Source organism: Paenibacillus sp. FSL P2-0136, assembly GCF_037975325.1.
GTDB classification, from domain to species: Bacteria; Bacillota; Bacilli; order Paenibacillales; family Paenibacillaceae; genus Paenibacillus_AQ; species Paenibacillus_AQ silagei.
Genome location: NZ_CP150244.1, coordinates 4582784 through 4607852 on the forward strand (window position 1 = coordinate 4582784; position 25069 = coordinate 4607852).

Genomic DNA, 25069 nt, shown 5'->3' on the forward strand with positions numbered 1-25069 from the left:
ACTTACACAAAGCCCCCGGTTCAATCTACAAAATGCAAGAAATTAATCATTCGTAAACATAGCGCTCGTTGCCCGCTTGAACAGCTTCCACCAGCCCGCCTTGGCTACCGTTTCGCCTGCCTTCAATTCGTATTCCTTCAATACATCGTTCCCCTGGTAGACTACCAGCTTGCCGACCGTCTGGCCTTCGGCCACCGGAGCCTTCACCTGCTCATTCAGCACCAGCTCATGGCGGATACCCTCCTGGGTTACTCCTTTGCGGAGTAGGACACTATAGTCTTCCTTCGCCACCAGCGGGAGCTGCGACTTCACGCCCTTCTCAATCCTCACCGTGCCGATGGTGTCGCCTTCCTTGTGAATCGTATGCAATTTATATTGGGAAAAGAGGTAGTCGAACATCGCCGAGACCTCGCTGTTGCGGGTCTTGGTGTTCGGCTCGCCCAGCACCACTGCTACAGCGCGCAGGCCGTCTCTGGCCGCCGTCGCCGACAGGCAGAACTTCGCTTCGGATGTATATCCCGTCTTCAGCCCGTCAGCCCCCGTGTAGAACCGCACCAGCTTGTTAGTGTTAACCAGCCAGAACGGCTTGGTGGAATCCTTGCGCAGGTAATCCTGATAAGAGCCGGTGTATTTGATAATCTGCTCATGCTTCAGCAGCTCCCGGCTAATGACGGCAATATCATGCGCGGAGGAATAATGATTCGCAGCCGGCAGGCCGTTGCAGTTGGCGAAATGAGTATCCTTCAGGCCCAGGTCCTGCGCCTTCTGGTTCATGAGATCGACGAAGGCGCTCTCCGAGCCGGCGATTTTCTCCGCCATAGCTACGGAAGCATCATTGCCGGAGGCCATCGCGATGCCCTTCAGCATATCGTCAACCGTCATTTCCTCACCCGGCTCCAGAAAAATCTGCGAACCGCCCATCGATGCCGCATACTCGCTGGTCCGCACCTTGTCGGTCAGCTGCAATTTGCCCTCGTCCAGCGCCTCCACCGTCAGCAGCATGGTCATAATCTTGGTAATACTGGCCGGCGGAAGTTTATCATGGCTGTTCTTCTCATAGATGACCGTGCCCGTGCTGGCATCCATCAGAATGGCAGAACGCGCCCCCGGCGCAAGCGTAGCAGCCGCCCCTCCGGCATTGCCGGAATTTGCGGTGCCTTTGGCTTTTTCCTCGGCCCAGGCTCCGGTAGCGCCTCCCAGAACCGATACAGCAATGCACAGCACAAGCGTTACATAACGAATTTTCCTCACAATGGTTCCCCTCCTGAACTTAACCTTCATTTCACAGGTACTGTGTTCCAGTTTCGTCAGAAAGGCAGGAAATTATTCCATTTCACGCACAAAAAAAAGAACCTCCCCCGGTATCTTCACAGATACTTGAGAAAGCCCCTTTCCGGTACTGCTATGAATAGCTTAGCCGCCGATAGCCAAAGCGCTGAAAATAACAGGTCCCACCACTGTGGCAACGGAGCCGACATCCTGGTTCTCTACAATCAGCTGATAGTTCTGGACACCGGCCGGGACGTTGATATCTACCATATGCAGCGAGATAATACCATCGTCATTGAAATTCTCCTCCAGCTCTACCCGTGCATAGAAGATTTCGGTACCTGCCCGCCAGATGCGGACCAGCACATTGGGCGTATCCAGAGTAACATCCACGCCGATGGTGGCTTTCAGTTCCACCTTATTGGGGAAATGTCCTGGAACTGCGGGATCGATATACACCGATGTTCCTGCAATCTGTATACCAGCCGGAGAAATAGGAACGGGGATGGAGACCCCGTTAGTAATAGGTGTAACTACGGATGCGTTATAATCCAAAAGTGTTTTGGCCATGCGTTATCACTCCTTTTCATATTCTACTAAAGTATATGAAAGATATGAAAAAGAGCTTGTGCATTTCTATTACTAGTCCCACCTATTTATTAACGTGCGTTGCTATAATTCACTGCCGGACGGCTGCCGCCCTTATGCCCGAGATACAGTCTGGACAATAGAGGAGAGCGTACCGCCCAATTGGCGGCCAGCAGCGGCACCCCCACTCCGATCAGCGTAAAGGGCAACAGCCCGTAATCCGTCCCGAGGAGGTATTTGAGCCCGTAATTCAAAGGCAAATGCAGGTACATGATCGCAATGGAGTTACGTCCCAGGCTGCCCATCCAGTCCAGCGGAACAAGCTTCGAGAGACGGTACACAGCGGCGCAAATAGTCAATGAGATAAGCAGCGGCACGGCCAGATCGAGCAGCAGCGAAGTATACTCCTTGTATTTCATATTCAGGCTGTATTGAAGGACACCGGTCCGCTCCAGCAGCAGCACAAGAGCACATAACGGAAGCAGCACCGGCAGCGCCGAATAGCGGCGGATGAGCGCAGGGATCACCTGTTTGCCGTAGAATCCGATCGCATAATAAGTAATGGCGAGCAGGGACACATCTGCATTCCAGGGAAGATTGAAGTTCCTGAGCGCGGTCAGGGAGATGAGATGTGACAGGAGATAAGCAGAAGCGATCAGGAGAAATTGCGTGCGGCGGGAATAACGGACAATGTATCCGAAGAGCAGCTGTGTGAACAGCAGGCAGGTGATGAACCAGAACACCCCGTAAGGGCCCGTGAGCGACAATCCCCCGTAGAGCAGTCTCGCTACATTCTCGGCGAACCCTCGTATACTGAAGTTGAACAGCAGCAGCACGGAAGCAATCAGGAGTCCGTAGGCAAAATAGGGAGTCATCAGCCCCTTGGTCCGTTTGATCGCCCAGCCCAAATACCGCCCGGGTTCAACCGGCTTAAATACAAGTCCGCTAAGCATGAAGAACAAAGGCATCCGGAACCAGGACAGATAATGATTCGCTGCCGCATCGCCGGAGTGGCCCATTACTACAAAAATAATACTGAATCCCTTGGCGGCATCAATCCATAATTGTCGTGGTTTGTTCACGTTATCCTCCCATCTCCTCCCAAATCAGTTTTAATTTAATACAATTATAGAAGGGTTTATTTTTCTTTTCAAATTTCAATGAAATATTTCAGCGTTATTTCTGAAAGGATATTCACTTAACAACGGAGCAAACTCTGCAAAAATAAGTCATTCTGCCTAGACGGGGGACGTTGTCCCATCCGGGTAATAAATAGGGCTAAAGTCCGGCGGTGTTGCCGGTGACGTAGCAGGCAGGAAAAGCGTCTGGTATGGTGCGGGGAAGTAGGAGGCGGGATACCGAATGTGGTCGGTTTTCCGATTACATTGGACCCACTCAACTCCGCAGCGCCGAATGTGATCGGTTTTCCGATTACATTGGACCCACTCAACTCCGCAGCGCCGAATGTGGTCGGTTTTCCGATTACATTTGGACCACGTGCCTCCGCAGCTCCGAATGTGGTCGGTTTTCCGATTACATTGGACCCACGCAACTCCGCAGCGCCGAATGTGGTCGGTTTTCCGATTACATTTGGACCACGGGCCTGTGTGTGTGTGCATATTGTATGCTGTTTTCGGCATACATTCGCCCACGGGCCTGCGTGCGAGAACAATGTATGCTGTTTTCAGCATACATTCGGTCCACTTGTCTTCGCGCCAGCCAATTGTGTTCTGTTTTTCGCATCCAGCAAAAGCAAAGGGCCACCCGCTGCCGGATGGCCCTTATGACTACACTTATGATTAATACAAATGACAGGCCGCCTGATGGCCTGAATCCAGCTCCCGCAGCACCGGCGCTTCCGACTTGCAGCGGTCCATCGCATGCGGACAGCGGGGGTGGAAGGCACAGCCTGTGGGCGGAGTCTCAGGGTTCGGAACATCCCCCGTCAGGACGATGCGCTGCTTTTTCAGGCCCGGATTCGGTACCGGAACGGCAGACATCAGCGCCTGGGTATACGGATGCAGCGGCTTCGCGAAGAGTGCCTTCGTCGGCGCCAGCTCGACAATCCGCCCCAGGTACATGACGGCCACCCGGTCGCTGATGAATTTCACAACTGACAGGTCATGCGAGATGAACATATAAGTAAGGCCGTATTGCTCCTGCAGATCCTGCATCAGATTCAGCACCTGGGCCTGGATGGAGACATCCAGTGCCGACACCGGCTCATCGCAGACAATGAACTTCGGATTCAGCGCAAGCGCCCGGGCAATCCCGATCCGCTGCCGCTGGCCCCCGGAGAATTCATGGGGAAAACGGTGGGCCTGATAGGGGGACAGACCCACCACCTCCATCAGCTGCTCGATCCTGCTCTTCAGCTCTCCGGCGGGGGCCGATCCGTGGGTACGGAGCGGTTCCTCCAGAATGCGCTGGACAGTCCAGCGGGGGTCGAGCGAAGCGTAAGGGTCCTGGAACACCATTTGCATATCGGTACGGAACCTGCGGAGCTGCTCAGTATTCAGGCTGCGCACATCGGTGCCGCCGAACATAATCTCGCCTTCTGTCGGCTCAATCAGCCGCAGAATGGCCCGTCCGGTGGTCGATTTCCCGCAGCCGGATTCTCCGACCACTGCCAGCGTCTCTCCCTGCTCTACGGATAAGGTTATGCCGTCAACGGCTTTGACTGCACCAACCTGCTTAGAGAAGAAGCCCTTGCGGATCGGATAATGCTTCTTCAGATTGCGCACTTCCAGTAATGTGGTCATAGAACCCCCTCCTGCTGCAGGATACAGCGGCATGTGTGGCCCGGCTGCACCTCAAGCAGCTCCGGGAGCTGCTCCCGGCAGCGGTCCACCGCTACCGGACAGCGCGGTGCGAACCGGCAGCCGGGCGGCAGGCTGGCCGGATTCGGCACCTGGCCCGGTATCGAGCTGAGGCGGTCCTCATCCCCTGCCAGCTGAGGCAGGGAAGCCAGCAGCCCTTGAGTATACGGATGCAGCGGCTGGCTATACAGTGTAGCCACATCCGTCTCCTCGACAATCTGACCCGCGTACATGATGACGACCCGGTCACACATCTCGGCAACGACCCCCAGATCATGCGTGATCATCAGGATTGACATGCCCTCGTTCTTTTGCAGATCCCGCATCAGATCAAGGATCTGCGCCTGAATCGTCACATCCAGCGCTGTCGTCGGCTCATCGGCTATGAGCAGCTGAGGATTGCAGACCATCGCCATCGCAATCATCACCCGCTGCCGCATCCCGCCGGAGAGCTGATGGGCATACTGCTGTGCAATCTTCTCCGGGCGGGGAATCCCCACCTTGCGCAGCATCTCCACCGCCCGCGCGTCCGCTTCCTTCTTGCTCAGCTTCAGATGATAACGGGCCGATTCGGAGATCTGGCGCCCGATCTTGAACACCGGATTCAGCGAGGTCATCGGCTCCTGAAAAATCATCGCAATCCGGTTCCCCCGGATATTCCGCACCTCATTCATCGACATCTCCAGCATATCCTTGCCCTCGAAGCGGATCTGGCCGGAAGCAATCCGGCTGATCCGTTTGGGCAAGAGCTGCATGATTGAGAGTGAGGTAATGCTTTTGCCGCAGCCCGATTCGCCTACAATGCCCAGTGTCTCTCCCTTGCGCACTGACAGACTGATGCCGTCCACCGCACGGATTGTACCCGCCGCTGTCTGAAATTCGGTGCATAGCCCTGATACTTCCAGCAGTTCTGTCATGATTGCCCCTCCCTCCAGTACCCCACAAAGTGAAGTATTTGCTTCGATGATTAGTCAGGTACTTTGCGGGGACCCCAAAAAACTCCCTACAAAATATCCTTTTAAATACTATTTCTCTTCTTCTACACCCAGATATTTCAGCGCCGTCAAGGCATAGACCTTCGCACACTGGATAATCTGCCAGACAGGAGCTTTCTCGTTGAAATTATGAATGGTTGACAGCTCGGCTGGTCCGTATTGCAGAACGGGAATGTTATGAGTGCGGAAATGGCGCGCGTCGCTGGAAGCCCATTGCAGCACACCGTAGGCTTCTTCCCCGCTCACCTCACAGATACTCTCAACCAGGTCCTTGACCACCGGCTCCTCATTGGAGGTCCAGTTGGCATTGCCCTGGAAGCCGAAGCCCTTCACCTCGGATTCAATGCCGGCTTCCAGCAGCAGGGAGCGGGCACGGTCCAGCACATCCCGGTAGTCTACCCCGAACGGTACACGGGAATCGACCTGAATGGTGCAGCGGTCCGCCACTACGTTCACCTTGGTTCCGCCCTGAATCGTCCCGATGTTGACCGTCACATGGTCGAATACCTGATAGGCGAGGGAATCTTCTTCTTCGCTGCCCTTCACGTAATCCTGCGAGATGCGGATAATTTCCTGAACTTCCTGGGGAATGTCCACTTTGATATCCCATAGCCGCTGTAAGGCTTCAATCCCTTTGGCGGCCTTCACAATGGCGCTGTCTCCAACCACAGGCGACAAGCTGCCGTGACCCGGTGTGCCTTCCACGGTGAATTCGAACCAGCAGCTGCCCTTTTGCCCGATGGTCGGGTTCAGCGGGCCGGAAGGCTCGGCAATCACAGCAGCGGTTCCGGTAATCAGGCCGCGCTCCAGCACCCAGGGAACCCCGAGGTGACCGCCTGTCTCTTCATCGGGCACGATCAGCAGAGAGAGATCCCCTTTTAGCGGAACGCCCAGCTTCGACAGCAATGCAGTGACGTAGATTAACCCGGCCAGGCCCGCTTTCATATCCGAAGCCCCTCTGCCTAGCAGATAGCCGTCCACAATATCGCCGCAGAACGGATCGAAATCCCAGCGCGAGCGGTCTCCCGCCGGAACGACATCGGTATGTCCGCAGTAAATCAGCTTTTTGCCGGTGCGCTCCTCCGCGCCTGCGCCCAGTGTGGACACCAGATTAAACATCGTTTCGGTGGCCGGATAGATCGCGGTATCGATACCGGCTTCTTTCAGATAACCAATAATATAAGCGCTGATCTCCCGTGAATCGCCCGGCGGATTCTCCGAAGGGTAACGGATTAGCTGAGAGCAGAGCGCAAGCAGTTCCTCCTGCCCGGCATCAATGGCCTCCAGCACCTTGCTTTTCCAGTCTGTCATGGGTTACGAATTCTCCTTTGTGTTCCAGGCTGCACGCCTTGCGGCTGGCAGGAGGAACTGTGAATTTGTGACAAAGAAGAGGGACAAGGCCTAAGGCCTGCCCGCTCTCTTTTAGCCAAACCTGCTTATTCTGTAATCGACAGCGGATAGAAGCGGATGACTTCGTCCGGATAGAAGGCGTAGCCGCTGATCTTGTTGCTCATGCCCACAATGCGGTTGTATTCGTAGAGATACGCCCAAGGTGCTTCTGTCGTGATGATCTCCTGAGCCTGCTTGTAGAGCTCTGTGCGCTTCGCCGTATCTGTCTCCAGGTTCGCCTGCTCCCACAGCTTGTCTACTTCAGCATTCTGGTAGTTGATGTAGTTGGAAGAGCCCTTGCCGTACAGCAGGAAGCCGAGGTGATAGCCGGGATCATTGACGAAGGAAGTCCATTTGGAGATATAAGAGGTCAGATTATTGGTCTTCTGCTGCTCCAGGAACTGGGCGCGGGCCAGCTTGTTGATCTTCATGTTGACTCCGATTTTGGCCAGCTCAGCCTGGATCAGGACTGCATCATCTTCCCAGTCATCGAAGCCGGAGCCCAGCGTGAAGTCGAAGTCAAAGCCCTTCTCATAGCCTGCTTCCTTCAGCAGCGCCTTGGCCTTGTCCAGATTGTACTCATACACATAGCCTGCATCGGTGAAGCCCGGCGTGTTGCTGGCTACTGCACTCTTCATCTGCTTGGCCTGGCCGTACATCACCCCGCTCAGCAGCTGATCGTAGGGAATCGCATAGTTGATCGCCTGACGGACTTTTACATTATCGAACGGCTTGACCTTGTTGTTCATGGCGAAGAACAGAATCCGGTTACTTGCATTGGAAGCAACGGTCAGCGCCTTATTGGTCTCAAGTGTGGACACATCCTTCGGAGGAATCTCAATCGCCATGTCTACATCGCCCTTACCCAGCAGCAGCACGCGGTTCGAAGCTTCCTTGGTGAACTTCAGGGTTACCTTGCCGAGGCTTGGCGCACCCTGCCAGTAGCTGTCATTAGCTGTGAAAACAGCCTCGGTAGCCGGGTCCCACTTCGTAAGCTTGAACGGGCCGGAACCGGCGGCATTCGTCTTCAGGTAGTCTGCACCCTGTGTTTCTACCGTCTTCTGGTCCACGATGGAGAAGGTGTACATCGCCAGAATCTGCAGGAAATTATGATTGGCATTAGTCAGAGTAACTTCAACGGTCGAAGCGTCTTTTACCGTCACTGATTTAATGGAAGCCATGCCGTAGAGGAAGCTGCCGGAGCTCGACTTCGCCACACGTTCAAAAGAGTACGCCACCGCCTCGGCATCCACCGGATTGCCGCTCTGGAAGCTCACGCCGGATTTCAGCTTGAACGTATACACCGTGTTGTCAGCGTTCACTTCCCAGCTCTCTGCGAGCATAGGCTTGATGTCTTCGGTATTGGCGATGCTGGCGCCATTCTCGGTCTTGATGCCGTAGGTGACCAGCTGATCATAAGCGGCCAGCACAAGCGTATCGGAGGTCAGATCATTGGCTTCCGCCGGGTCGAGCGTGGTGCCGCCCTCGGAATAGGCCACTGTAAGGTTCTTTTTGACCGGGGCTGCTGTTGCTGCAGTATCCGTTCCTGCCGAAGTGGCAGCAGGGGTCTGCGGATTGGCGCTGCTGGCGCATCCGGCAAGCATGATTGAAAAAGCGACGAGTGTGGACAACAGTTTAACTTTTTTCATCGATAAATTCCTCCCTTTTCTATATCCTGCCTGCATAACAACTACTTGTGCTGCTGATGATTGTCTGCCGCTTGCGCTCCAGCTGACGTTAATCTATCTATTTCTATCGGGACGGGCGGCCTTGGGGGATTCCCCTGCTCGCCTCATTTCCCCGAACGCAACCGCGGGTCAAGCACATCCCGGAAGCCGTCTCCGAGGAGGTTGAAGCCTAAGATGGAGGTAGCAATGCCGAGGCCTGGAAAAGTAACCAGCCACCATTGCCCGGAAATGATATATTCCCGGCCTTCGGAGATCATCGCGCCCCATTCGGCAATCGGGGGTCTGACCCCCAGCCCCAGGAAGCTAAGACTGGATGCAGTCAGGATGGCGAAGCCCATCCCGAGCGTAGCCTGCACCATTAGTGGAGCCAGGGCGTTCGGCAGAATGTGGCGGTACAGAATGACTCTATCCTTCACACCAATGGCCCGGCTGGCTTCGATATACTCCTTCTCCCGCAGAGAGACCGTCTGGCCGAACATCAGCCGGGCGAATTCGGGAATGCCGACAATGCCGACGGCGATCATTGCGCTGCTGAGTCCGGCTCCGATCGAGGCGGCAATCGCCATCGACAATACCAGTGACGGGAAGGACAACAATACATCCATGACCCGCATGATGATGGTTCCGGTCCGGCCGCCGTAGTAAGCGGCAATCCCGCCCAGCGGCATCCCGATCAGGAAGGAGATCGAGACCGCGATCAGGCCGGTCCAGATGCTGATCCGTGCGCCGTACAGCACCCGGCTGAGGATATCCCGGCCGAAGTTGTCGGTTCCAAACCAATGGCTGCCGGAGGGCGGCTGCAGCTTATTCGCCATATCTGTGACGAACGGATCATGCGGAGCCAGCCAGGGGGCAAAAATGGCTACCACGGTCCAGATCAGGATGAAGGTCAGCCCGATGGCCGCCAGGCGGTTGTGCAGCAGCAGGGATAATAGGGTCCGGGGCTTGGCCGGTGCGGGCTTCGCCGGGCTGCCCTGTGCTGAATGTGCTGCAGTGCTCACAAGCAATCTCCTCCTCTCACACAAGCTGTTCTATTCATAACGGATTCTCGGGTCAATGAACCCGTAGATCAGGTCGACCGCCAGGTTAATTCCGCAGTAGAGCACGGCACTGACCAGGGTGAACGCCTGGATCGGCGCGTAATCCGCCGCCAGTATGGAGTCGGTGACATAGCCGCCAATTCCCGGCCAGGAAAAGATGGTCTCTGTGATGACCGCGCCGCCCATCAGGAAGCCGAACTGGAGTCCGAGCACCGTTAGCGTGGGAATCAGCGCATTAACCAGTGCGTGCTTGTAGATGACGGCCGATTCCCGCAGCCCCTTGGCCCGGGCGGTGCGGACGAAGTCCTGATCGACCACCTCCAGCATGCTGGAGCGGGTCATCCGGGCGATGATCGCCATCGTACCGGTACTGAGGCAGATCGCCGGAAGCACGAGATGCGCGAGGCTGCTTTTAAGTGCAGCGGTGTCGCCGGAGAGTATACTGTCCAGCACGTACAGCCCGGTGATATGCACCGGCGGGTTAAGATCCCCGCTGATCCGGCCCATCGGTGCCGGTGCCCAGCCCAGAATGGAGTAGAAGATATAGATGAACATCAGTCCGAGCCAGAAGATCGGCACACAAGCACCTATCAGTGAAAACACACGCGAGATGTGATCCAGCAGAGACTCCTTACGGGTAGCAGCCACAATGCCTACCGGGATGGCGATCAGAATCGCAATCAGGATGCTGGCCAGGGTCAGCTCAATCGTAGCCGGGAAGCGCGAAGCCAGGTCGCTGGCAACCGAATGTCCGGTGTGATAGGCATAGCCGATATCGCCTTGCAGCAGTTGCCCGATATAAGCGAAGAACTGGATATACAGCGGCTTGTCCAGCCCCATATCCTGGCGGATCTTGTTCACAATCTCCTCCGGAGCCTGCTCTCCGGCCAGCATAATCGCAGGATCGCCCGGCAGCACTCTCGACAGAATGAAGGTGATGACGATAATGCCGAGCAAGGCTGGAATCATCTGCACAAGTCTTTTTAATGTATAAGCAAACAATGAATCAACCCCCTTACGACTTCGACTGCTGTGCCTCTGTGACGGAATTCCGCTCTCATGTCAGGTAATACGTGTATGCTGTGTCTTATTAAAGTGTTGAGCTAATTCTACATAGAATTTCACAGCCCCTCTACGTCCCGTTCAGCTAAAAAAATGCACAACCGTTTGTCGATTGTGCACTATCAGGGACTATGAATGTTAGATTTACTCACACGACATTCCAGAAATCTTCCAAAGCGCCCTATTTTTCCTGGAGGTAATAATAAATCAGGCACAAATGGCAGACGAACTGTTCGCGCGGATCATTCAGATCGAAGCCAGTGATATCCCGAATCCGCTCCAGCCGGTATTTGACGGAGTTGCGGTGGATATAGAGGCTGTTCGCCGTCTCAATCAGACTGCCCCGGCACTCCAGATAATGATAGAAGGTCAGCAGCATATTGCTGTCATGCTCCTGGTCATATTGCAGCAGCTTGCCCAGCTTGCGCTCGAACAGCTTCTCGAACCCCGGACCACCCAGCCCCTCCAGCAGATGATAGACCTCCATCTCTTCGTAGCGGGTAATCCCGCCGGGGCCTTGTCCGAGTCTTCTGGAGATGGACAGCGCTTTGCGCGCCTCGTTATAGCTGGTGTGGATGTCCCAGAGATATTCTGAGGTGCCGATACCGCAGCGGTAACTGCTTAAGCCTTCTGCCTTGTCCTGCAGCCAGCCGCTCAGCGTCTTCTCCCATGGCTCCTCCGCGTCACCGCCCGGCGTGAACCTGCGCCCCTCCTGCGTAGGCAGGAACAGCACCGCCCGGCTCGAACGGTACTCGGCGTGCGGCGTGACGCCTCGCTTCTTCGCCTCCCGCTCCAGCAGCCGGTTCACCGTCTCCTCGCTCGGCGCCGTCTCCCCTTCGATGACGGCCACCTCCCACTTGTGCTCCGGGTTCATCCCGAGCTGGCGGGCCCGCCACTGCACCTCATGCCTCGACGGCAGCGGCGGGGTCAGCAGCTCATCGATGAAGTTGCCGCGCAGCCGGAATTCCGTATCCTCGGCTACCTTACGCCGCATTATTTCAAGGGCAAACACAAGCCGGGCTTGCTCGATGCCCACTTCCTCCATATCATCCAGCCGCTCCTTGTCGACGAGCAGCCGGGCAACCGTCCGGCGGTCCACATGGATGTTCCAGCTAAGCGGAGAGTCGCTCTGCGCCCAGTCATAGTCTGCCGGGGAGGATACGATAATTTTCCGCTCCGTATCCACGAGTGCTACCGGGGCCTTCAGGAACTCGGCCACGCTGTCGCTGACCGCCTGAATGCCGCTGTTCTCCAGCACCATGGTGGTCAGCGTGCGGTAGACCTCCTCCGCCCGGCGCAGCAGCATCGCCTGCCGTCCCAGCAGCAGCTCCATCACCGGCTGGGTGATATCCGTGTACGGAATCTCGGGCGGGATCTCCACAATCGGCAGACCGCAGGCATTGCTGGCCTCGATGGCTCCTTGCGGAATCTCCTTCAGGAAGCGGGCCGGCTTGATCGCCAGCGCCGCTGCGCCCAGATTATCAAGCGTATAGATCACCTCAGTCAGCAGCGAAGGATCATGGCGGATCGAATAGGCTGTCGTCAGCAGCATCACCCCTTCGCTGATCCAGCCTTTCAGATCCGGAACCTCCATAATATCCACGAACCGGACCACCCGGTCCAGCCCTTGCTCCCCGCTGATGACCTTCGCTTTCCCAAGAACCGAGAGCTCCATTAGCTCCCGCAGCGTAATTCCTCGTGTATTCACCCTTCCGCCTCCCTCTGCTGTCTTCAGTATTTCATGATTTTTCCTGAAATATGCCAATATGCCATGACAATGCCGCCAGCCCACTTTTTGCGTTCCCGCTAGTTTATCAGAGATTTCCGCCGAGCCACAGGAAAATCATATCCATTTACAGCATATTTTCGGTGTGAAAGCGCATTAGGAATAAATTGGATGGCCGATTGGATGGTCGGAGAACGGTTGCAGGGGGAAGGGCTGGGAGGGGTGAGAGTCGATTGGGGCAGTGAATGGGAAGTTGGTGAGAGAAGGAGAGAGGGATTGAGGAGTGTAGGGGACGGATCAAAGGGATTTATCACTTTGGTTACGGACGGCAGATGTATGCAGATATGTTACCTATTTCAGACTCTCCTCACTAACTGCTCTAATCAGCATGGCGCACAACAACAATTCAACGGTTCTGTAACTAACTATTCCCTAATTTGTTTCCGCTACCATTCACTGAACACAGTAAATGTCAAATGTTACTCATCCACGCCGCGCCACTCTCCTGCTCCCCGGACCTACTACCCTCATAGTCCATCCGCCGAATTCAGGGGCACTAATGCTCCTCATTCTCTCCCTTTGCCCGCATCCGCCGAATTCAGGGGCACTAATGCTCCAGCAATTCCCCTAACAACAAACAAGCGTCCCCCGGGCCTGAGCCAGGAGGAACGCTTTAAGGAAATCATAGCTATTAGTTTGCCGCACCTTAGTTTTCACGCATTACTTGCCACACATCGCCTACACACGTAGTCTGCCCCACACCTACAGGAATGGCGAATTTCAGCAAACTGCAATACCACCCAAGACAAGGCTTTGCTACGAGCGATGCACCTCTCCCGCAGCAGAAGCTCCCGCACCAGAGGCTGACGCAGCAGCAGCGGCACCAAGGCAGAGTATGGGATCGAACGCGCGGATGCCGAGCCGCTCTTCCAGCTCCGCTGCCAGCCCGATCGTGGCGAAGCCGGTGCACGCCAGCACCAGGACTTCCGCGCCGCGCTCCACGAGCCGGGCGGCACCCGCCAGCGCGCCTGCCCGTCCGGCAGGCGTGCCCAGATCCAGCGTGGTTGTCACGCCGTCGGGGCGGTCCATGCCAATGTAAGCCCCGCCGAGAATACCGCGGATGAGCGTCGGCACCTCTTCCAGGATCGTCAGCACGCCCACCCGGTTGCTGTAAGCCATAGCCATATGGGCCGCGCAGGAGCCCGCTCCCAGCACAGGAACATTCACCACTGCCCTGGCTTCCAAGAGTGCCGGATCGGCAGCACAGCTGATGCCGATAGCCGTGCATCCCTGCCGCTCCAGTTCCCCGGCAAGCCTTATAATCTTCGGAATGGATTCCGCCTCTGTCTGCGCATCATAGACACCCCGGGGCTGATCCGGGATGCAGCGGCTCATCACCGGCAGACCATACCGCCGCTCAATTAAATCTCCATGTAACTGGATTGCAGAGTTCTCCTGCAATGTAATGACACGTATGATTCCAAGCATCCTATCTCCTCCTGACCGCCTTGATTTAGATGCTGCAAAAGCATAACCAGCCACCCTATTTCAGCCGTAAACAGCAATAGCAGCCGGAAATCCAAAGGTTCACTACAGTGGCGATTGCACCACCCGTCCAAATCTGTGATGCGGCTTATTTAACCTTGCAATCAGCAGCTTCCATTCTGCTTACTGCAGTTCCCCAGCCTGCATAATCAGCTTGTCGTCGATATACACATCCGGCTTCATGACCACAGCATCAATATGCACGCCAGCCGCAACGACCCCGCCGAACGTGTTATTGCTGCCAAAAGCCACATGGATTGTCCCGTACACCTTCTCATCCTCCAGCACCACACCTGTAATTCTGGCCTTGTTGTTGGTCCCGATGCCGAATTCGCCCAGCAGCCTGCCATCGCCATCGCCAAGCATGTCCAGCAGCTTGCCGCCATGCTCCCCGCCGGCATGGATCAGCCTTCCATCTTCCACGGTCAGCACCATTGGGCCGTCCAAGGCACCGATCCCTGCAACCGAGCCGTCCACCTTAATCTGGCCGGTAGCCGTGCCTTCCAGGGGCGCAATATAAGCTTCACCTGAGGGCAGATTGCCTGATTCGCCCGGATTGAGGTATAGCCCGGTGCTGAGAATGCCATCCCGGCCGTCAATAGAGAAACTAAGAACCATCCCTTCTTTCTCCACACGCACCCGGCTGCCCGCAGACAACAGCGCAGCGACCTGCTCGGTCAGCGCCTTCACCTGCCCATAATCCGCAGTGATCGCGCCGTGGCTGAACATATCATCGGTGATCCCCGGCATAGTAGCTACCCGGGTTCCCGCTGCGGCTGCCTGCTTACGCGCCGCCGTATGTGTCATCGAGTGGGTCGTGATACATACGGCCACATCCGCCTTAGCCATAGCTTCGGCTACCGGAGCCGGAGGCTCCTCCCCCGATCTGCTCCGCGGCTGCATAACCAGCAGCATTGATTCCGCTCCCAGCCTTTTGCCCGCCTCATAGACCGACTCGGCCAGATCACGCTTATCATCGTCGGCTACTACAGCCAGCAGTTCTCCGCTGGCAAGCCCGAGACAATCCTTAAGAACATTCATGCTAATTCCAATTCTTGCTTCACTCATCTTCATTTCCTCCCGAATTACACCATTTCTGCTACCAGCTTGCCCATCAGGGCATTGGACAGCACGGCGGGCACTCCTGCGGAGGCCGCCCACTGTCTATGCTGCTCCACATATCCCATACAGTCAAGCACTAACACATCCGCATGACCGCTCAGACGCTCTGCTGCGGCGCGAAAATCCGCTTCCGTACCCGTATAAGGTGAAGCCGCAGCGAACGGCAGCCGGGCTCCGGCGCCTGCGAATTTCTCAATCATTGCGTCCTCCTGCTCCGGCAGAGGGCCAATCAGTCCCAGACGGCGCCCGTCCAGCATCGCCTGCACGACTGGAGGAATGATCCGGTCCGGCTCAATCAGATGGGCAGCAGACGTATGCAGTCCCGGAAAAACTCCCGTACACGCCAGCAGGATCGTCCGAATCCCAGCGGCTTCCATAGCATCAATCTTCCCTTGGAGAACGGACTGTATCCGCTCCCGCGAGATTACCGCAGCGGACCCGTCCGCCATGCGGGTGGTCAGCACATACTCCCCCGGGGCTGGACTGTAATACTCCTTAACCTGTTCAGCCGTGAACCCGTCCAGCACCCCGGACTGAACTAGTCCCGCCTTGCCTTCCAGATATTTCTCAATGATGGGCGCGACATCCTGCCTGGGTGCTTGCCCAATCGTAATCAGCCCGATATTCTTCATTCTTGTCCCTCCAGACGCTATGGGTTACAGCCAAGCTGTGCTAATAGAGCAGGCGCTGAAAGAAGCTCAGCGCCTGACTGTAATCGTACATCTGTTATCCTGTTAGTGAGAAGTGACTGCCGGTTTACCAAGCGTCTGCAGTACGCTCATGGAGCCGTACAACTCAGTAATTTTGGCAAACTCCGCCTCGTTGTAGAAGGAACATGTCCCCTGCGTTACTTCCTTGGCCGTCTCGATAGCAAAACGCACCGCCTGAGCAATATCCACCTCATGACTGGCACCAGTACCGCAGCCCGGAACCATAGACTGGGCAGTAATCGCGAGACCCACCACCGGAGCAGAGGTAGCTACCGCAGGCTGAAGAATGGAATTGATATGGTACAGCCCGTTGCCGTAAGGGGTAATATCCTGAGTCGTCACCGGAAAAGTAACCGGATACTGTCCTGTCGTCATCTCCTTGATCCGCAGCAAATCTTCGCTGACCCGCAGAATATAGCCTTCTTTGACAGTAGGTGAGATGGCGATCCCTTTGTGGTTAACCACACGGTTGCCTTTGGTCGTATCAATCGAAAGAACCGCTTCCATCTCCGGCAGCACTTCATGCTCATTCATCTGCAGAATATCAACAGGGGAATCCATGAAATCCACCGGCTCGTGCGGCAGGGTCGGCGCATCCGGGCAAATATGGGTGGTCACCAGCACATCTCCCAGCAGCACATCCCCTTTGGTCTGCATGTCTGCCAGCTTCAGCGCAGAAGCAATCGCCGCTACCGCACCGTCTGCATCAGAGACCAGGCCAATCCGGCTGGGGCGCGCCCCGATCCCCCCTAGTCTGCCGACAATGCCGAACGTTGGTGCAGATCCGCCGCCAAGCTTGCCTTCGCTGCCCGGGATCGTGATTTTGACGAATTCTGTGCTGCCCTTCTCCCCTTCCACCTTCTGAATCTCAACCTTAACCGCAGGATATTCTGCGAATAACTGCTTGACCTGCTTACCGTTAACATAAGCGCTGTCCAGTGCGTTCAAGACTGTAATCGTTTGATGAAGTGCCATTCTAATTCCTCCCCGGATGCATGCTCATGTTTGTCATGTTTGCATTTATACTATCTCATCTCGCAAAATGTCCACAATGTACCGCCCTGCCAAACTGGAACAGCATTTCTTGTCCTTTGCAGATAAACCTTACGCGCAGAGTACACTCTTACGGCTTACCGCTAATGAATAAAGGTTAATTCTCCCAAGCAGCGAAATATAACAGGGTAATGGTGCTTATTTTCAGACAGGAGGTGCTTCATAGGATGAAGCCTGCACATCAGATTAATAAGGACAAGCTGGTCCAGATTATCAGTGAAGAGGCCCGGCGGACGGGGTTCTCAGGGGTCGTACAAGTGACGGAACGGGAGCATGTCCTTGCAGCCGCAGCTTTTGGGATAGCTAATATCGGGGACGTACGGCTCAACCAGGCCCACACCCGCTTCGCCATTGCTTCCGGCAGCAAACTATTTACCGCCATTGCGGTCTGCCAGCTCGCAGAGCAGGGTTTGTTTTCTTTTGACGCCAAAATACTGGACATCCTGCCGAAGCAGGAATTCCCATTGTTCGATCCAGCGATCACCGTGCATCAGCTATTGACTCACAGCTCGGGCATACCGGATTACTTCGATGAAGAAGAGATGGAGGATTTCGCGGCACTGTGGAAGGAGACCCCGATGTACACGCTGAGGCGGCCTGGAGATTTCCTCCCGCTGTTCGCCGGACTTCCTATGAAATTCGTCCCAGGCGGGCGTTTTCACTATAACAATGCAGGATATATCATGCTTGCTATGCTCGTAGAAGCCGTCAGCGGGCAACCGTTCACGGAATATGTAGAACAGTATATTTTTCTGCCTTGCGGGATGAAGGATTCCGGTTACTTCGCGCTTGATGCGCTTCCGGCCCACACCGCTCAGGGATACATCGACAACAGCAATGGGAAAAAGACCAGCAACATCTACTCCATTCCGGTGGTCGGAGGCGGGGACGGAGGGGCATTTGTTACGGCGGCGGATATGCATAAGCTGTGGAGCGGCTTGCTTGAACACAAGCTGTTACAGGCAGAGATCACGGCTCTGCTGCTGACACCGCATATTTATGAGCGAAAGGACAGCTATTACGGTTATGGCGTGTGGATACAAGTCGGCCCCAGCGAGAAGGTGCTGAAGTACCACATCATGGGCTACGATCCCGGGATCAGCTTCCACTCCGCATACTATCCCGAACGCGGGGTAACCATTACTGCTCTCTGCAACAACAGCAACGGAGCTTATATGATGATGTCTGCCGTGGAGGGCTATCTGCCGGTGGGGTAGCGGTATGTTCCGTTTAGCAGTTACGGAGTATGATTCAATTGTCCTCAGATGCATTTATAGCCTTAGCTCAGTTTCTGGGCTAAGGCTATTTTACTTTTAATCTGCTGGGTGGAGCGGGATTAGGGAGTGAAAGTAATAATATTGAGATTTCGATTGATAGCTGTTACTGAGGTAACATTGGTATCGGTGGTTACAATTGCACGCACTTGATAGGTTACAGAAGCTGTTGCAGGAGCTACGTCTACATAGGTATCCGCAATTGGAAACCGTTGATTACCAGCTGTATTTCCGCTGCGGTTAAGTGTTCTGGTAGAGATCAACGTAGTGTCGCGGTAGATTCGTAGCTGAGCAACAATTGACCAGTTGGCCGCAGTAACAGCTTCCAATGATATAGCGTAATCTATTTTCAGCTGCTGAGAGATCACTTCAGTCTGACTCACCGTAACGGCAACAACCTCTGTATTCAATGGCGGATAGACCGCTATTGAGCCTGTAGTGTTGGCGAATGCCAGAGTAGGTGTACCTGTAGCTCCGGTAGCACCTGTTGTCCCTGTGACTCCTGTTGTTCCCGTTACACCAGTTGCTCCTGTTACACCGGTTGCTCCTGTAGCTCCAGTTGCTCCTGTAGCTCCAGTTGCTCCGGTTGCTCCTGTGATTCCTGTGATTCCTGTTGTTCCTGTTGTTCCTGTTGTTCCTGTTACACCTGTCGCTCCGGTAGCTCCTGTAGCTCCAGTGACTCCTGTAGCTCCTGTTACTCCCGTTACTCCCGTTGCCCCGGTGACTCCCGTTGCTCCCGTTGCCCCCGTAATTCCAGTCGCTCCTGTTACTCCGGTTGCTCCAGTGACTCCCGTTGCGCCTGTAGCTCCGGTTACTCCAGTCGCTCCTGTGGCTCCCGTTACACCTGTGGTTCCAGTCTCGCCCGTTGCTCCTGTAACACCAGTTGTTCCCGTAATTCCCGTTGCCCCGGTGATTCCCGTTCCTCCCGTAACTCCAGTCGCTCCCGTTACTCCCGTTGCCCCGGTGATTCCCGTTGTTCCTGTTACACCTGTCGCTCCGGTAGCTCCTGTAGCTCCTGTAGCTCCAGTGACTCCCGTTGCGCCTGTAGCTCCTGTTACTCCGGTTACTCCTGTCACTCCCGTTATACCTGTGGTTCCGGTCTCTCCCGTCACCCCCGTAATTCCTGTCGCCCCGGTGATTCCCGTTCCTCCCGTAACTCCAGTTGCCCCGGTGGCTCCCGTTGCGCCTGTAGCTCCGGTTACTCCTGTCACTCCCGTTATACCTGTGGTTCCGGTCTCTCCCGTCACCCCCGTAATTCCTGTCACTCCCGTTACACCTGTGGTCCCGGTTGCTCCCGTAGTTCCCGTAGCTCCAGTCGCTCCTGTGGCTCCCGTTACACCAGTTGTTCCCGTAATTCCGGTTGCTCCTGTGATTCCTGTTGTTCCTGTTACACCTGTCGCTCCGGTAGCTCCTGTAGCTCCGGTGACTCCCGTTGCGCCTGTGGAACCTGTTACTCCGGTTACTCCTGTCACTCCCGTTATACCTGTGGTTCCGGTCTCTCCCGTCGCCCCCGTAATTCCTGTCGCCCCGGTAACTCCCGTTCCTCCCGTAACGCCTGTCGGCCCCGTCACTCCTGTTACACCACTCACTCCCGTGGCACCTGTCACGCCCGTTACGCCAGTCGCCCCTGTGGCTCCAGTTACACCTGTCACGCCCGTTACTCCAGTCACACCAACGGCTCCAGAATAACCTAATAATTCTGCTGAGACTAGCCGATGAGGCGTAGTTAGCTGTCCTGAGCTTCCTTTTCCCCATACGGATATATCTGTATTTTCTACAGCTCCGCCAGTGATTGTAAATACAAACTCAAAGGAATTAAGATTACTATAATAATTCTTTGAAAACACCGTATTCGGCAGAATCTCATCCTGACTCAAGATAAATAATGCTCTGGTCCCACTGAGATTGTATCCCTGTGTTAAGACAACTGCGGTTTGAGTTGTACTTTCATTGACGATGATTATAGTCGTTGATACCGTTGGTCTAGAGCCGTTAACAGCGTTATTCTCAATAGGCCCTGTATTCCATACCGCCATTACCCGCCCTCCTTATCTAGATTGAACTACACATTCATCCAGAACCTATCGGCTCCTTCTATATGAATCCGGTAATAAAATAGTATGTAGTCTATCCTATTCATGCTAATTCCAACTGCGTATGCCGTTGACCCTAGTAACCAGATTTTTAGTTCAATTCGTACCAGGGTTCAGGCTATGTATAAAGGAGTTACTATGTATGTAGGGAACAGACGAAGGGGTAAGCAGGATCGCTTCAAAAAAACAAGCCGTACGCCAGCAATCTGCTGATTCGTACGGCTTGTTTGTATAAACGTAGATTCCAAAGTGTACTCCGGTCCGGCTAGTAACGCGTTACCCCATCCTTGGTCACCAGCGCAAAAACCAGCGGCTGCGGCGGAACCGGCTGGGCGGAGATGCGGTACGCCTCCAGCACTTTGGCTTCGGCCTCCTGCACCTTGCTCTCGCTGGCATCGTTCACATGCAGCACTGCCAGCGTATCGCCTGCGGCCACCGCGTCGCCGACCTTCAGCGAGAGCTGAATGCCGACCGCCAGATCGATCACGGACTCCTTCGTCTCGCGTCCTGCACCGAGCAGCATCGCAGCCACACCGATCTCTTCAGCCTGGATGCTCTCCACATAGCCAGCGGTCGCAGCCTTCACTTCGATGAATCTGCGGGCAGCTGGCAAGGTGTCAGGAGAATCAATCTGTGAGGCATCGCCGCCCTGGGCCGACACCATCTGCTTGAACTTATCCAGCGCACTGCCGTCCTTGATATGGGACAGCAGCATGGAGCGTGCTTCTTCTTCATCCTTGGCCTTGCCGCCGAGTACGAGCATCTGGCTGCCCAGGATCAGGCAGACCTCCTGCAGATCCTTCGGCCCGTGGCCGTTCAAGGTCTCGATGCCCTCCTTGATCTCCAGGGCATTGCCGATGCCGAAGCCCAGCGGCTGGTCCATATCGCTGATGACCGCAACCGTGTTGCGGCCAAGGTGAGTACCGATATCCACCATCGCCTGGGCAAGCGCGATGGAATCCTCCAGCGTCTTCATGAATGCGCCGCTGCCGGTCTTCACATCCAGCACGATGGCGTCCGCGCCTGCGGCGATCTTCTTGCTCATGACGGAGCTGGCAATCAGCGGGATCGATTCCACCGTGGCTGTCACATCACGCAGGGCATACAGCTTCTTATCCGCCGGCGTAATGTTGCCGGACTGGCCGATCACCGCCGCGCCAATCTCGCCCACCTGGGCGAAGAACCGTTCCCGGTCCATCTCCACCGAGAATCCCGTAATCGACTCCAGCTTGTCCAGCGTGCCTCCGGTGTGGCCGAGGCCGCGCCCGGACATTTTGGCTACCGGAACTCCGGCCGCTGCGACCAGCGGTGCCAGCACAACTGTCGTCTTGTCGCCCACGCCTCCGGTAGAATGCTTGTCCACCTTGATGCCCGCAATCGGGCTAAGGTCCACCTGGTCGCCGGACATTGCCATCTCCAGGGTCAGGTCGCCGGTCTCGCGGGCGTTCATTCCGCGGAAATACACAGCCATCGCCCAGGCGGAAATTTGATAATCCGGGATTTCCCCTTTGCTGTAGCCTTGAATCAGAAATGCTATTTCTTCGCGGCTAAGCTCACCGCCGTCTCTTTTCTTCTGAATAAGATCAACAGCACGCATTAGATCTGTACCTCACGGACGAAGGAGCGCACCAGTCCGATGAATTTTGGCTTGGTCAGGTTCGCCACTTTTACCACCTGCTCATGGGTGAGCGGCTCCAGCTCATCGCCAATCGCCATATCGGTGATACAGGTAATGCCGAGCACACGCAGCTTGCTGTGACTGGCCACGATAACCTCTGGCACGGTGGACATGCCCACGGCATCGCCGCCGAGATAGGCCAGCATTTTCAGCTCAGCCGGGGTCTCATAAGTAGGGCCGCTGATGCCGGCATATACGCCTTCCTGCAGGACAAGCGCTTCACCGTCCACACCTGTAACTCCGCCTGCAAGCTTTTTCGCAAGCTGGATATATTCAGGGTCATAAGCACTGGACATATCAGGGAATCTTACGCCCAGCTCCGGATCATTCGGTCCGATCAGCGGGTTGTCGCCGGTCATATTGAGGTGGTCGGTAATCAGCATCAGGTCGCCTGCCTTGAACGCTCTGTTCATCCCGCCGCCAGCGTTGGTAATGACAAGGGTGCCGATGCCCAGCTTAGCCATTACATAGACCGGAAGAACTACCTTGCGCATCTCATAACCTTCATAGTAGTGAAAACGGCCCTGCATGATCATAACATCCTTGCCTTCCAGCTTACCGATCACGAACCGTCCGGCATGGCCTTCTACCGTTGAATGGGGGAAATGCGGAATTTCTTCATAAGGCAGGTAGACTGCATCTTCGATCTGATCGCCCAGGTCGCCAAGACCTGAACCCAGAATAAGGCCGATAGACGGTGTATAACCGCCGAATTTGGATTGAATATAAGCAGCCGCTTCCTGAACCTGAGTGCCGTATGGGACTGTTGTTGGTGTTGTCATAGGTTGATCCTCCCGGATATGAATTGTGTATAGAATAACGCGTATGTGAAGCAGTACCTACATTTTGGGAATAAAAGCAAGCACAAGCTTCAGGAACTGCTCGCGCACACGCTCAGCGGTCTCCATCACCTCTGCATGATTCAGCGGCTGTGGAAGAATACCGGCTGCCATGTTGGTGATGCAGGAAATGCCCAGCACTTCAATCCCGGCATGGCGGGCAACGATCGTCTCGGATACGGTGGACATGCCTACGGCATCTGCTCCCTGGCGGCGCAGCATCACGATCTCAGCAGGCGTCTCATAGTTCGGTCCGAGCAGACCCGCATATACGCCTTCCTTGAACTCAAAATTCAGTGCGGCGGCAGCTTCCTTGGCAGCTGCAATCAGACGCGGGCTGTAAGCCGAGGACATATCCGGGAACCGTACGCCCAGCGCATTGTCATTCGGTCCGCTCAGCGGATTGCGGCCTGTAAGATTCAGATGATCCGTGATCAGCATGAGATCACCCGGTGTGTATTCCGTGTTGACGCCACCGGCAGCGTTGGTGACCAGCAGGCTGGTTACGCCCAGCTCCTTCATTACCCGTACCGGGAAGGCTGTAACCTCAGGGCCGTAGCCTTCATACATGTGGAAGCGGCCCTTCATCATGACTACGCGGCGGCCTTCGATCATGCCGATCAGCAGCTCGCCTTCATGTCCTTCTACCGTGGACACCGGAAAATGAGGAATCTCATGATAAGGAATAACGACTTCATCTGTGATCAGATCGGCCAGAATGCCTAGGCCGGAGCCCAGAATCAGACCGATTTCGGGGGCGACGGTGCATTTATCTTTGATATATACGGCGGCTTCTTGAATTTTGCTTGAGGTTATAGTGGTCATGGGTTACACTCCTTCTTTTTTCAAAAATCCAGTTCAAGCTGTAGTGTGATTACTGTAATTCAGACAAAAAGCTTGTCCCGTACTGCGGAGCCTTCGCCCCGAAGTTATCGGCGATTGTCGCGGCCACATCCGAGAAGGTCTGGCGGATGCCGAGGCTGCCGGGTGTCTTGAATCTTGGGCTGTAGACCAGGAGTGGCACATACTCGCGCGTGTGATCTGTTCCGGCATGGATGGGGTCATTGCCATGGTCTGCGGAGATGATCAGCAGATCATCCTCACCAAGCGTAGCGAGCAGCTCAGGCAGCGCCTGATCGAATACCTCCAGCGCACGGCCGTAGCCTTCCGGATCACGGCGGTGGCCGTAGAGGGAATCGAAGTCCACCAGATTGGTGAACAGGAATCCGTCGAACGGCTTGCGCAGCTCGTCAATGGTGATCTGGATGCCATGTTCATTGCTTTTGGTCGGATAGGTTGCAGTTACCCCTTCACCTGTAAAAATATCATTAATCTTGCCGACAGCAATCACATCCTTGCCGATATCCTCCAGCGCGTTCATCACCGTAGGCTCCGGCGGCTTCACCGCATAGTCATGGCGGTTCGGTGTACGCACAAAATTCCCCGGCTCGCCGACATAAGGGCGGGCAATCACACGGCCTACGGAGAACTCGGGAGCCATCGTCAGTTCACGGGCAATTTTACAGGCGCTGTACAGCTCCTCCAGAGGAATAATATCTTCATGTGCCGCAAGCTGGAACACGCTGTCCGCCGAGGTATAGACAATCCATGCCCCCGTCTTCATCTGTTCCTCGCCGTATTCCACAAGAATCTCCGTGCCGGAGGCCGGCTTGTTGCCGATGACCTTGCGTCCGGTAGCCGCTTCGAATTTCTCGATCAGCTCCGCAGGGAAGCCGTCAAAGTAGGTGTTAAAAGGAACCTCGATCTTCAGCCCCATCAGCTCCCAGTGGCCGGTCATCGTGTCCTTGCCTACAGATACCTCCTGCATTTTGCCGTAGTAGCCTGTAGGGGCGGGTACCGGTTCAAGCGGTGGCAGCGGTGCGATATTCGCCAGCCCGAGCTGCTGCAGATTCGGAAGCTTAAGACCCGGAACCCGTTCCAGAATATGGCCCAGCGTATGGGAGCCTGTATCTCCGAAATTAGCGGCATCCGGCGCTTCACCGATACCTACACTGTCCAGAACAATAAATCCGATGCGTTTAAATGAGGACATTGCCGTCTTCACTCCTTTTATAGTTTGCCTAATCTTGTCGTCTGCTCTAAGCATGAAGAAACTCCGGGAGACACTCTCCCGGGAGCGATTTCTTCAGTATGATTCCATCATAACTTTCTTACTCAC

The 25069-nt window shown here is 55.3% G+C and carries 20 protein-coding genes; 1 reads left to right on the forward strand and 19 read right to left on the reverse strand.

Translation table 11 applies throughout. The features are described from left to right. Positions 1-42: 42 nt before the first annotated feature. The 14 genes from NYE26_RS19570 to NYE26_RS19635 form a co-directional block, all read right to left on the reverse strand. Complete coding sequence (locus NYE26_RS19570) at positions 43-1251, reverse strand: D-alanyl-D-alanine carboxypeptidase family protein (protein ID WP_339249448.1); 1209 nt, start codon at positions 1249-1251, stop codon at positions 43-45. Between the two features lie 162 nt (positions 1252-1413). Then, positions 1414-1839, reverse strand: coding sequence for a hypothetical protein (locus NYE26_RS19575; protein ID WP_051478179.1), 426 nt, complete (start codon positions 1837-1839; stop codon positions 1414-1416). Positions 1840-1928: 89 nt separating this feature from the next. Next, positions 1929-2939, reverse strand: a complete 1011-nt coding sequence (locus NYE26_RS19580; RefSeq protein WP_339249450.1) for an acyltransferase family protein — start codon at positions 2937-2939, stop codon at positions 1929-1931. Between the two features lie 717 nt (positions 2940-3656). Next, positions 3657-4619 (reverse strand): dipeptide ABC transporter ATP-binding protein, encoded by a 963-nt coding sequence (locus NYE26_RS19585; protein ID WP_339249452.1) that lies wholly within the window; start codon positions 4617-4619, stop codon positions 3657-3659. Further along, positions 4616-5593, reverse strand: a complete 978-nt coding sequence (locus NYE26_RS19590; RefSeq protein ID WP_209870152.1) for an ABC transporter ATP-binding protein — start codon at positions 5591-5593, stop codon at positions 4616-4618. The genes NYE26_RS19585 and NYE26_RS19590 overlap by 4 nt, the downstream gene beginning before the upstream one ends. A gap of 108 nt (positions 5594-5701) precedes the next feature. Next, positions 5702-6982, reverse strand: coding sequence for an ArgE/DapE family deacylase (locus tag NYE26_RS19595; RefSeq protein ID WP_339249455.1), 1281 nt, complete (start codon positions 6980-6982; stop codon positions 5702-5704). Between the two features lie 125 nt (positions 6983-7107). After that, positions 7108-8709 (reverse strand): ABC transporter substrate-binding protein, encoded by a 1602-nt coding sequence (locus NYE26_RS19600; protein ID WP_209870157.1) that lies wholly within the window; start codon positions 8707-8709, stop codon positions 7108-7110. Between the two features lie 143 nt (positions 8710-8852). Further along, the gene (locus tag NYE26_RS19605) at positions 8853-9674 is read right to left on the reverse strand and encodes an ABC transporter permease (protein ID WP_235191954.1); all 822 of its coding nucleotides are present in this window, start codon (positions 9672-9674) and stop codon (positions 8853-8855) included. A 105-nt stretch (positions 9675-9779) separates the two neighbouring features. After that, positions 9780-10790, reverse strand: coding sequence for an ABC transporter permease (locus NYE26_RS19610; protein ID WP_209984238.1), 1011 nt, complete (start codon positions 10788-10790; stop codon positions 9780-9782). Positions 10791-11031: 241 nt separating this feature from the next. Continuing rightward, on the reverse strand, positions 11032-12558 hold the full coding sequence (locus NYE26_RS19615) for a PucR family transcriptional regulator ligand-binding domain-containing protein (RefSeq protein WP_339249460.1): 1527 nt from the start codon (positions 12556-12558) through the stop codon (positions 11032-11034). 834 nt (positions 12559-13392) lie between these two features. Next, positions 13393-14064 (reverse strand): aspartate/glutamate racemase family protein, encoded by a 672-nt coding sequence (locus NYE26_RS19620; RefSeq protein WP_339249462.1) that lies wholly within the window; start codon positions 14062-14064, stop codon positions 13393-13395. A 180-nt stretch (positions 14065-14244) separates the two neighbouring features. Beyond that, positions 14245-15189 (reverse strand): aminopeptidase, encoded by a 945-nt coding sequence (locus tag NYE26_RS19625; protein WP_339249464.1) that lies wholly within the window; start codon positions 15187-15189, stop codon positions 14245-14247. A gap of 17 nt (positions 15190-15206) precedes the next feature. Next, positions 15207-15875, reverse strand: a complete 669-nt coding sequence (locus tag NYE26_RS19630) for an AroM family protein (RefSeq protein WP_339249466.1) — start codon at positions 15873-15875, stop codon at positions 15207-15209. A gap of 102 nt (positions 15876-15977) precedes the next feature. Further along, positions 15978-16928 carry a DUF1177 domain-containing protein gene (locus tag NYE26_RS19635; RefSeq protein WP_036732037.1) on the reverse strand — a complete coding sequence of 317 codons (951 nt, stop codon included), beginning with the start codon at positions 16926-16928 and terminating at the stop codon, positions 15978-15980. Positions 16929-17173: 245 nt separating this feature from the next. Between NYE26_RS19635 and NYE26_RS19640 the strand changes: the two genes are divergently transcribed. Next, complete coding sequence (locus NYE26_RS19640; RefSeq protein ID WP_339249468.1) at positions 17174-18223, forward strand: serine hydrolase; 1050 nt, start codon at positions 17174-17176, stop codon at positions 18221-18223. 119 nt (positions 18224-18342) lie between these two features. Here NYE26_RS19640 and NYE26_RS19645 read toward each other — a convergent pair whose 3' ends face one another. The 5 genes from NYE26_RS19645 to deoB all read right to left on the reverse strand — a co-directional run bounded on the left by NYE26_RS19645 (position 18343) and on the right by deoB (position 24943). Further along, the gene (locus NYE26_RS19645; RefSeq protein ID WP_339249470.1) at positions 18343-20316 is read right to left on the reverse strand and encodes a collagen-like triple helix repeat-containing protein; all 1974 of its coding nucleotides are present in this window, start codon (positions 20314-20316) and stop codon (positions 18343-18345) included. A 322-nt stretch (positions 20317-20638) separates the two neighbouring features. Further along, complete coding sequence (locus NYE26_RS19650) at positions 20639-21970, reverse strand: pyrimidine-nucleoside phosphorylase (protein WP_339249472.1); 1332 nt, start codon at positions 21968-21970, stop codon at positions 20639-20641. Continuing rightward, positions 21970-22833, reverse strand: coding sequence for a purine-nucleoside phosphorylase (locus NYE26_RS19655; protein ID WP_036732031.1), 864 nt, complete (start codon positions 22831-22833; stop codon positions 21970-21972). Before NYE26_RS19655 ends, NYE26_RS19650 begins: the two co-directional genes overlap by 1 nt. 57 nt (positions 22834-22890) lie before the next feature. Further along, positions 22891-23715 (reverse strand): purine-nucleoside phosphorylase, encoded by an 825-nt coding sequence (locus tag NYE26_RS19660; protein WP_036732029.1) that lies wholly within the window; start codon positions 23713-23715, stop codon positions 22891-22893. 49 nt (positions 23716-23764) lie between these two features. Further along, the gene (deoB, locus tag NYE26_RS19665; protein WP_339249475.1) at positions 23765-24943 is read right to left on the reverse strand and encodes a phosphopentomutase; all 1179 of its coding nucleotides are present in this window, start codon (positions 24941-24943) and stop codon (positions 23765-23767) included. Between the last annotated feature and the right edge of the window lie 126 nt (positions 24944-25069).

What these genes read in the sequence shown, in the direction of transcription:
- NYE26_RS19595 (WP_339249455.1), bottom strand. Translation starts at nt 6,982, where the DNA reads ATGACAGACTGGAAAAGCAAGGTGCTGGAGGCCATTGATGCCGGGCAG.
- NYE26_RS19655 (WP_036732031.1), bottom strand. Translation starts at nt 22,833, where the DNA reads ATGACAACACCAACAACAGTCCCATACGGCACTCAGGTTCAGGAAGCG.
- NYE26_RS19625 (WP_339249464.1), bottom strand. Translation starts at nt 15,189, where the DNA reads ATGAGTGAAGCAAGAATTGGAATTAGCATGAATGTTCTTAAGGATTGT.
- NYE26_RS19585 (WP_339249452.1), bottom strand. Translation starts at nt 4,619, where the DNA reads ATGACCACATTACTGGAAGTGCGCAATCTGAAGAAGCATTATCCGATC.
- NYE26_RS19650 (WP_339249472.1), bottom strand. Translation starts at nt 21,970, where the DNA reads ATGCGTGCTGTTGATCTTATTCAGAAGAAAAGAGACGGCGGTGAGCTT.
- NYE26_RS19635 (WP_036732037.1), bottom strand. Translation starts at nt 16,928, where the DNA reads ATGGCACTTCATCAAACGATTACAGTCTTGAACGCACTGGACAGCGCT.
- deoB (WP_339249475.1), bottom strand. Translation starts at nt 24,943, where the DNA reads ATGTCCTCATTTAAACGCATCGGATTTATTGTTCTGGACAGTGTAGGT.
- NYE26_RS19620 (WP_339249462.1), bottom strand. Translation starts at nt 14,064, where the DNA reads ATGCTTGGAATCATACGTGTCATTACATTGCAGGAGAACTCTGCAATC.
- NYE26_RS19660 (WP_036732029.1), bottom strand. Translation starts at nt 23,715, where the DNA reads ATGACCACTATAACCTCAAGCAAAATTCAAGAAGCCGCCGTATATATC.
- NYE26_RS19640 (WP_339249468.1), top strand. Translation starts at nt 17,174, where the DNA reads ATGAAGCCTGCACATCAGATTAATAAGGACAAGCTGGTCCAGATTATC.
- NYE26_RS19590 (WP_209870152.1), bottom strand. Translation starts at nt 5,593, where the DNA reads ATGACAGAACTGCTGGAAGTATCAGGGCTATGCACCGAATTTCAGACA.
- NYE26_RS19575 (WP_051478179.1), bottom strand. Translation starts at nt 1,839, where the DNA reads ATGGCCAAAACACTTTTGGATTATAACGCATCCGTAGTTACACCTATT.
- NYE26_RS19600 (WP_209870157.1), bottom strand. Translation starts at nt 8,709, where the DNA reads ATGAAAAAAGTTAAACTGTTGTCCACACTCGTCGCTTTTTCAATCATG.
- NYE26_RS19630 (WP_339249466.1), bottom strand. Translation starts at nt 15,875, where the DNA reads ATGAAGAATATCGGGCTGATTACGATTGGGCAAGCACCCAGGCAGGAT.
- NYE26_RS19645 (WP_339249470.1), bottom strand. Translation starts at nt 20,316, where the DNA reads ATGGCGGTATGGAATACAGGGCCTATTGAGAATAACGCTGTTAACGGC.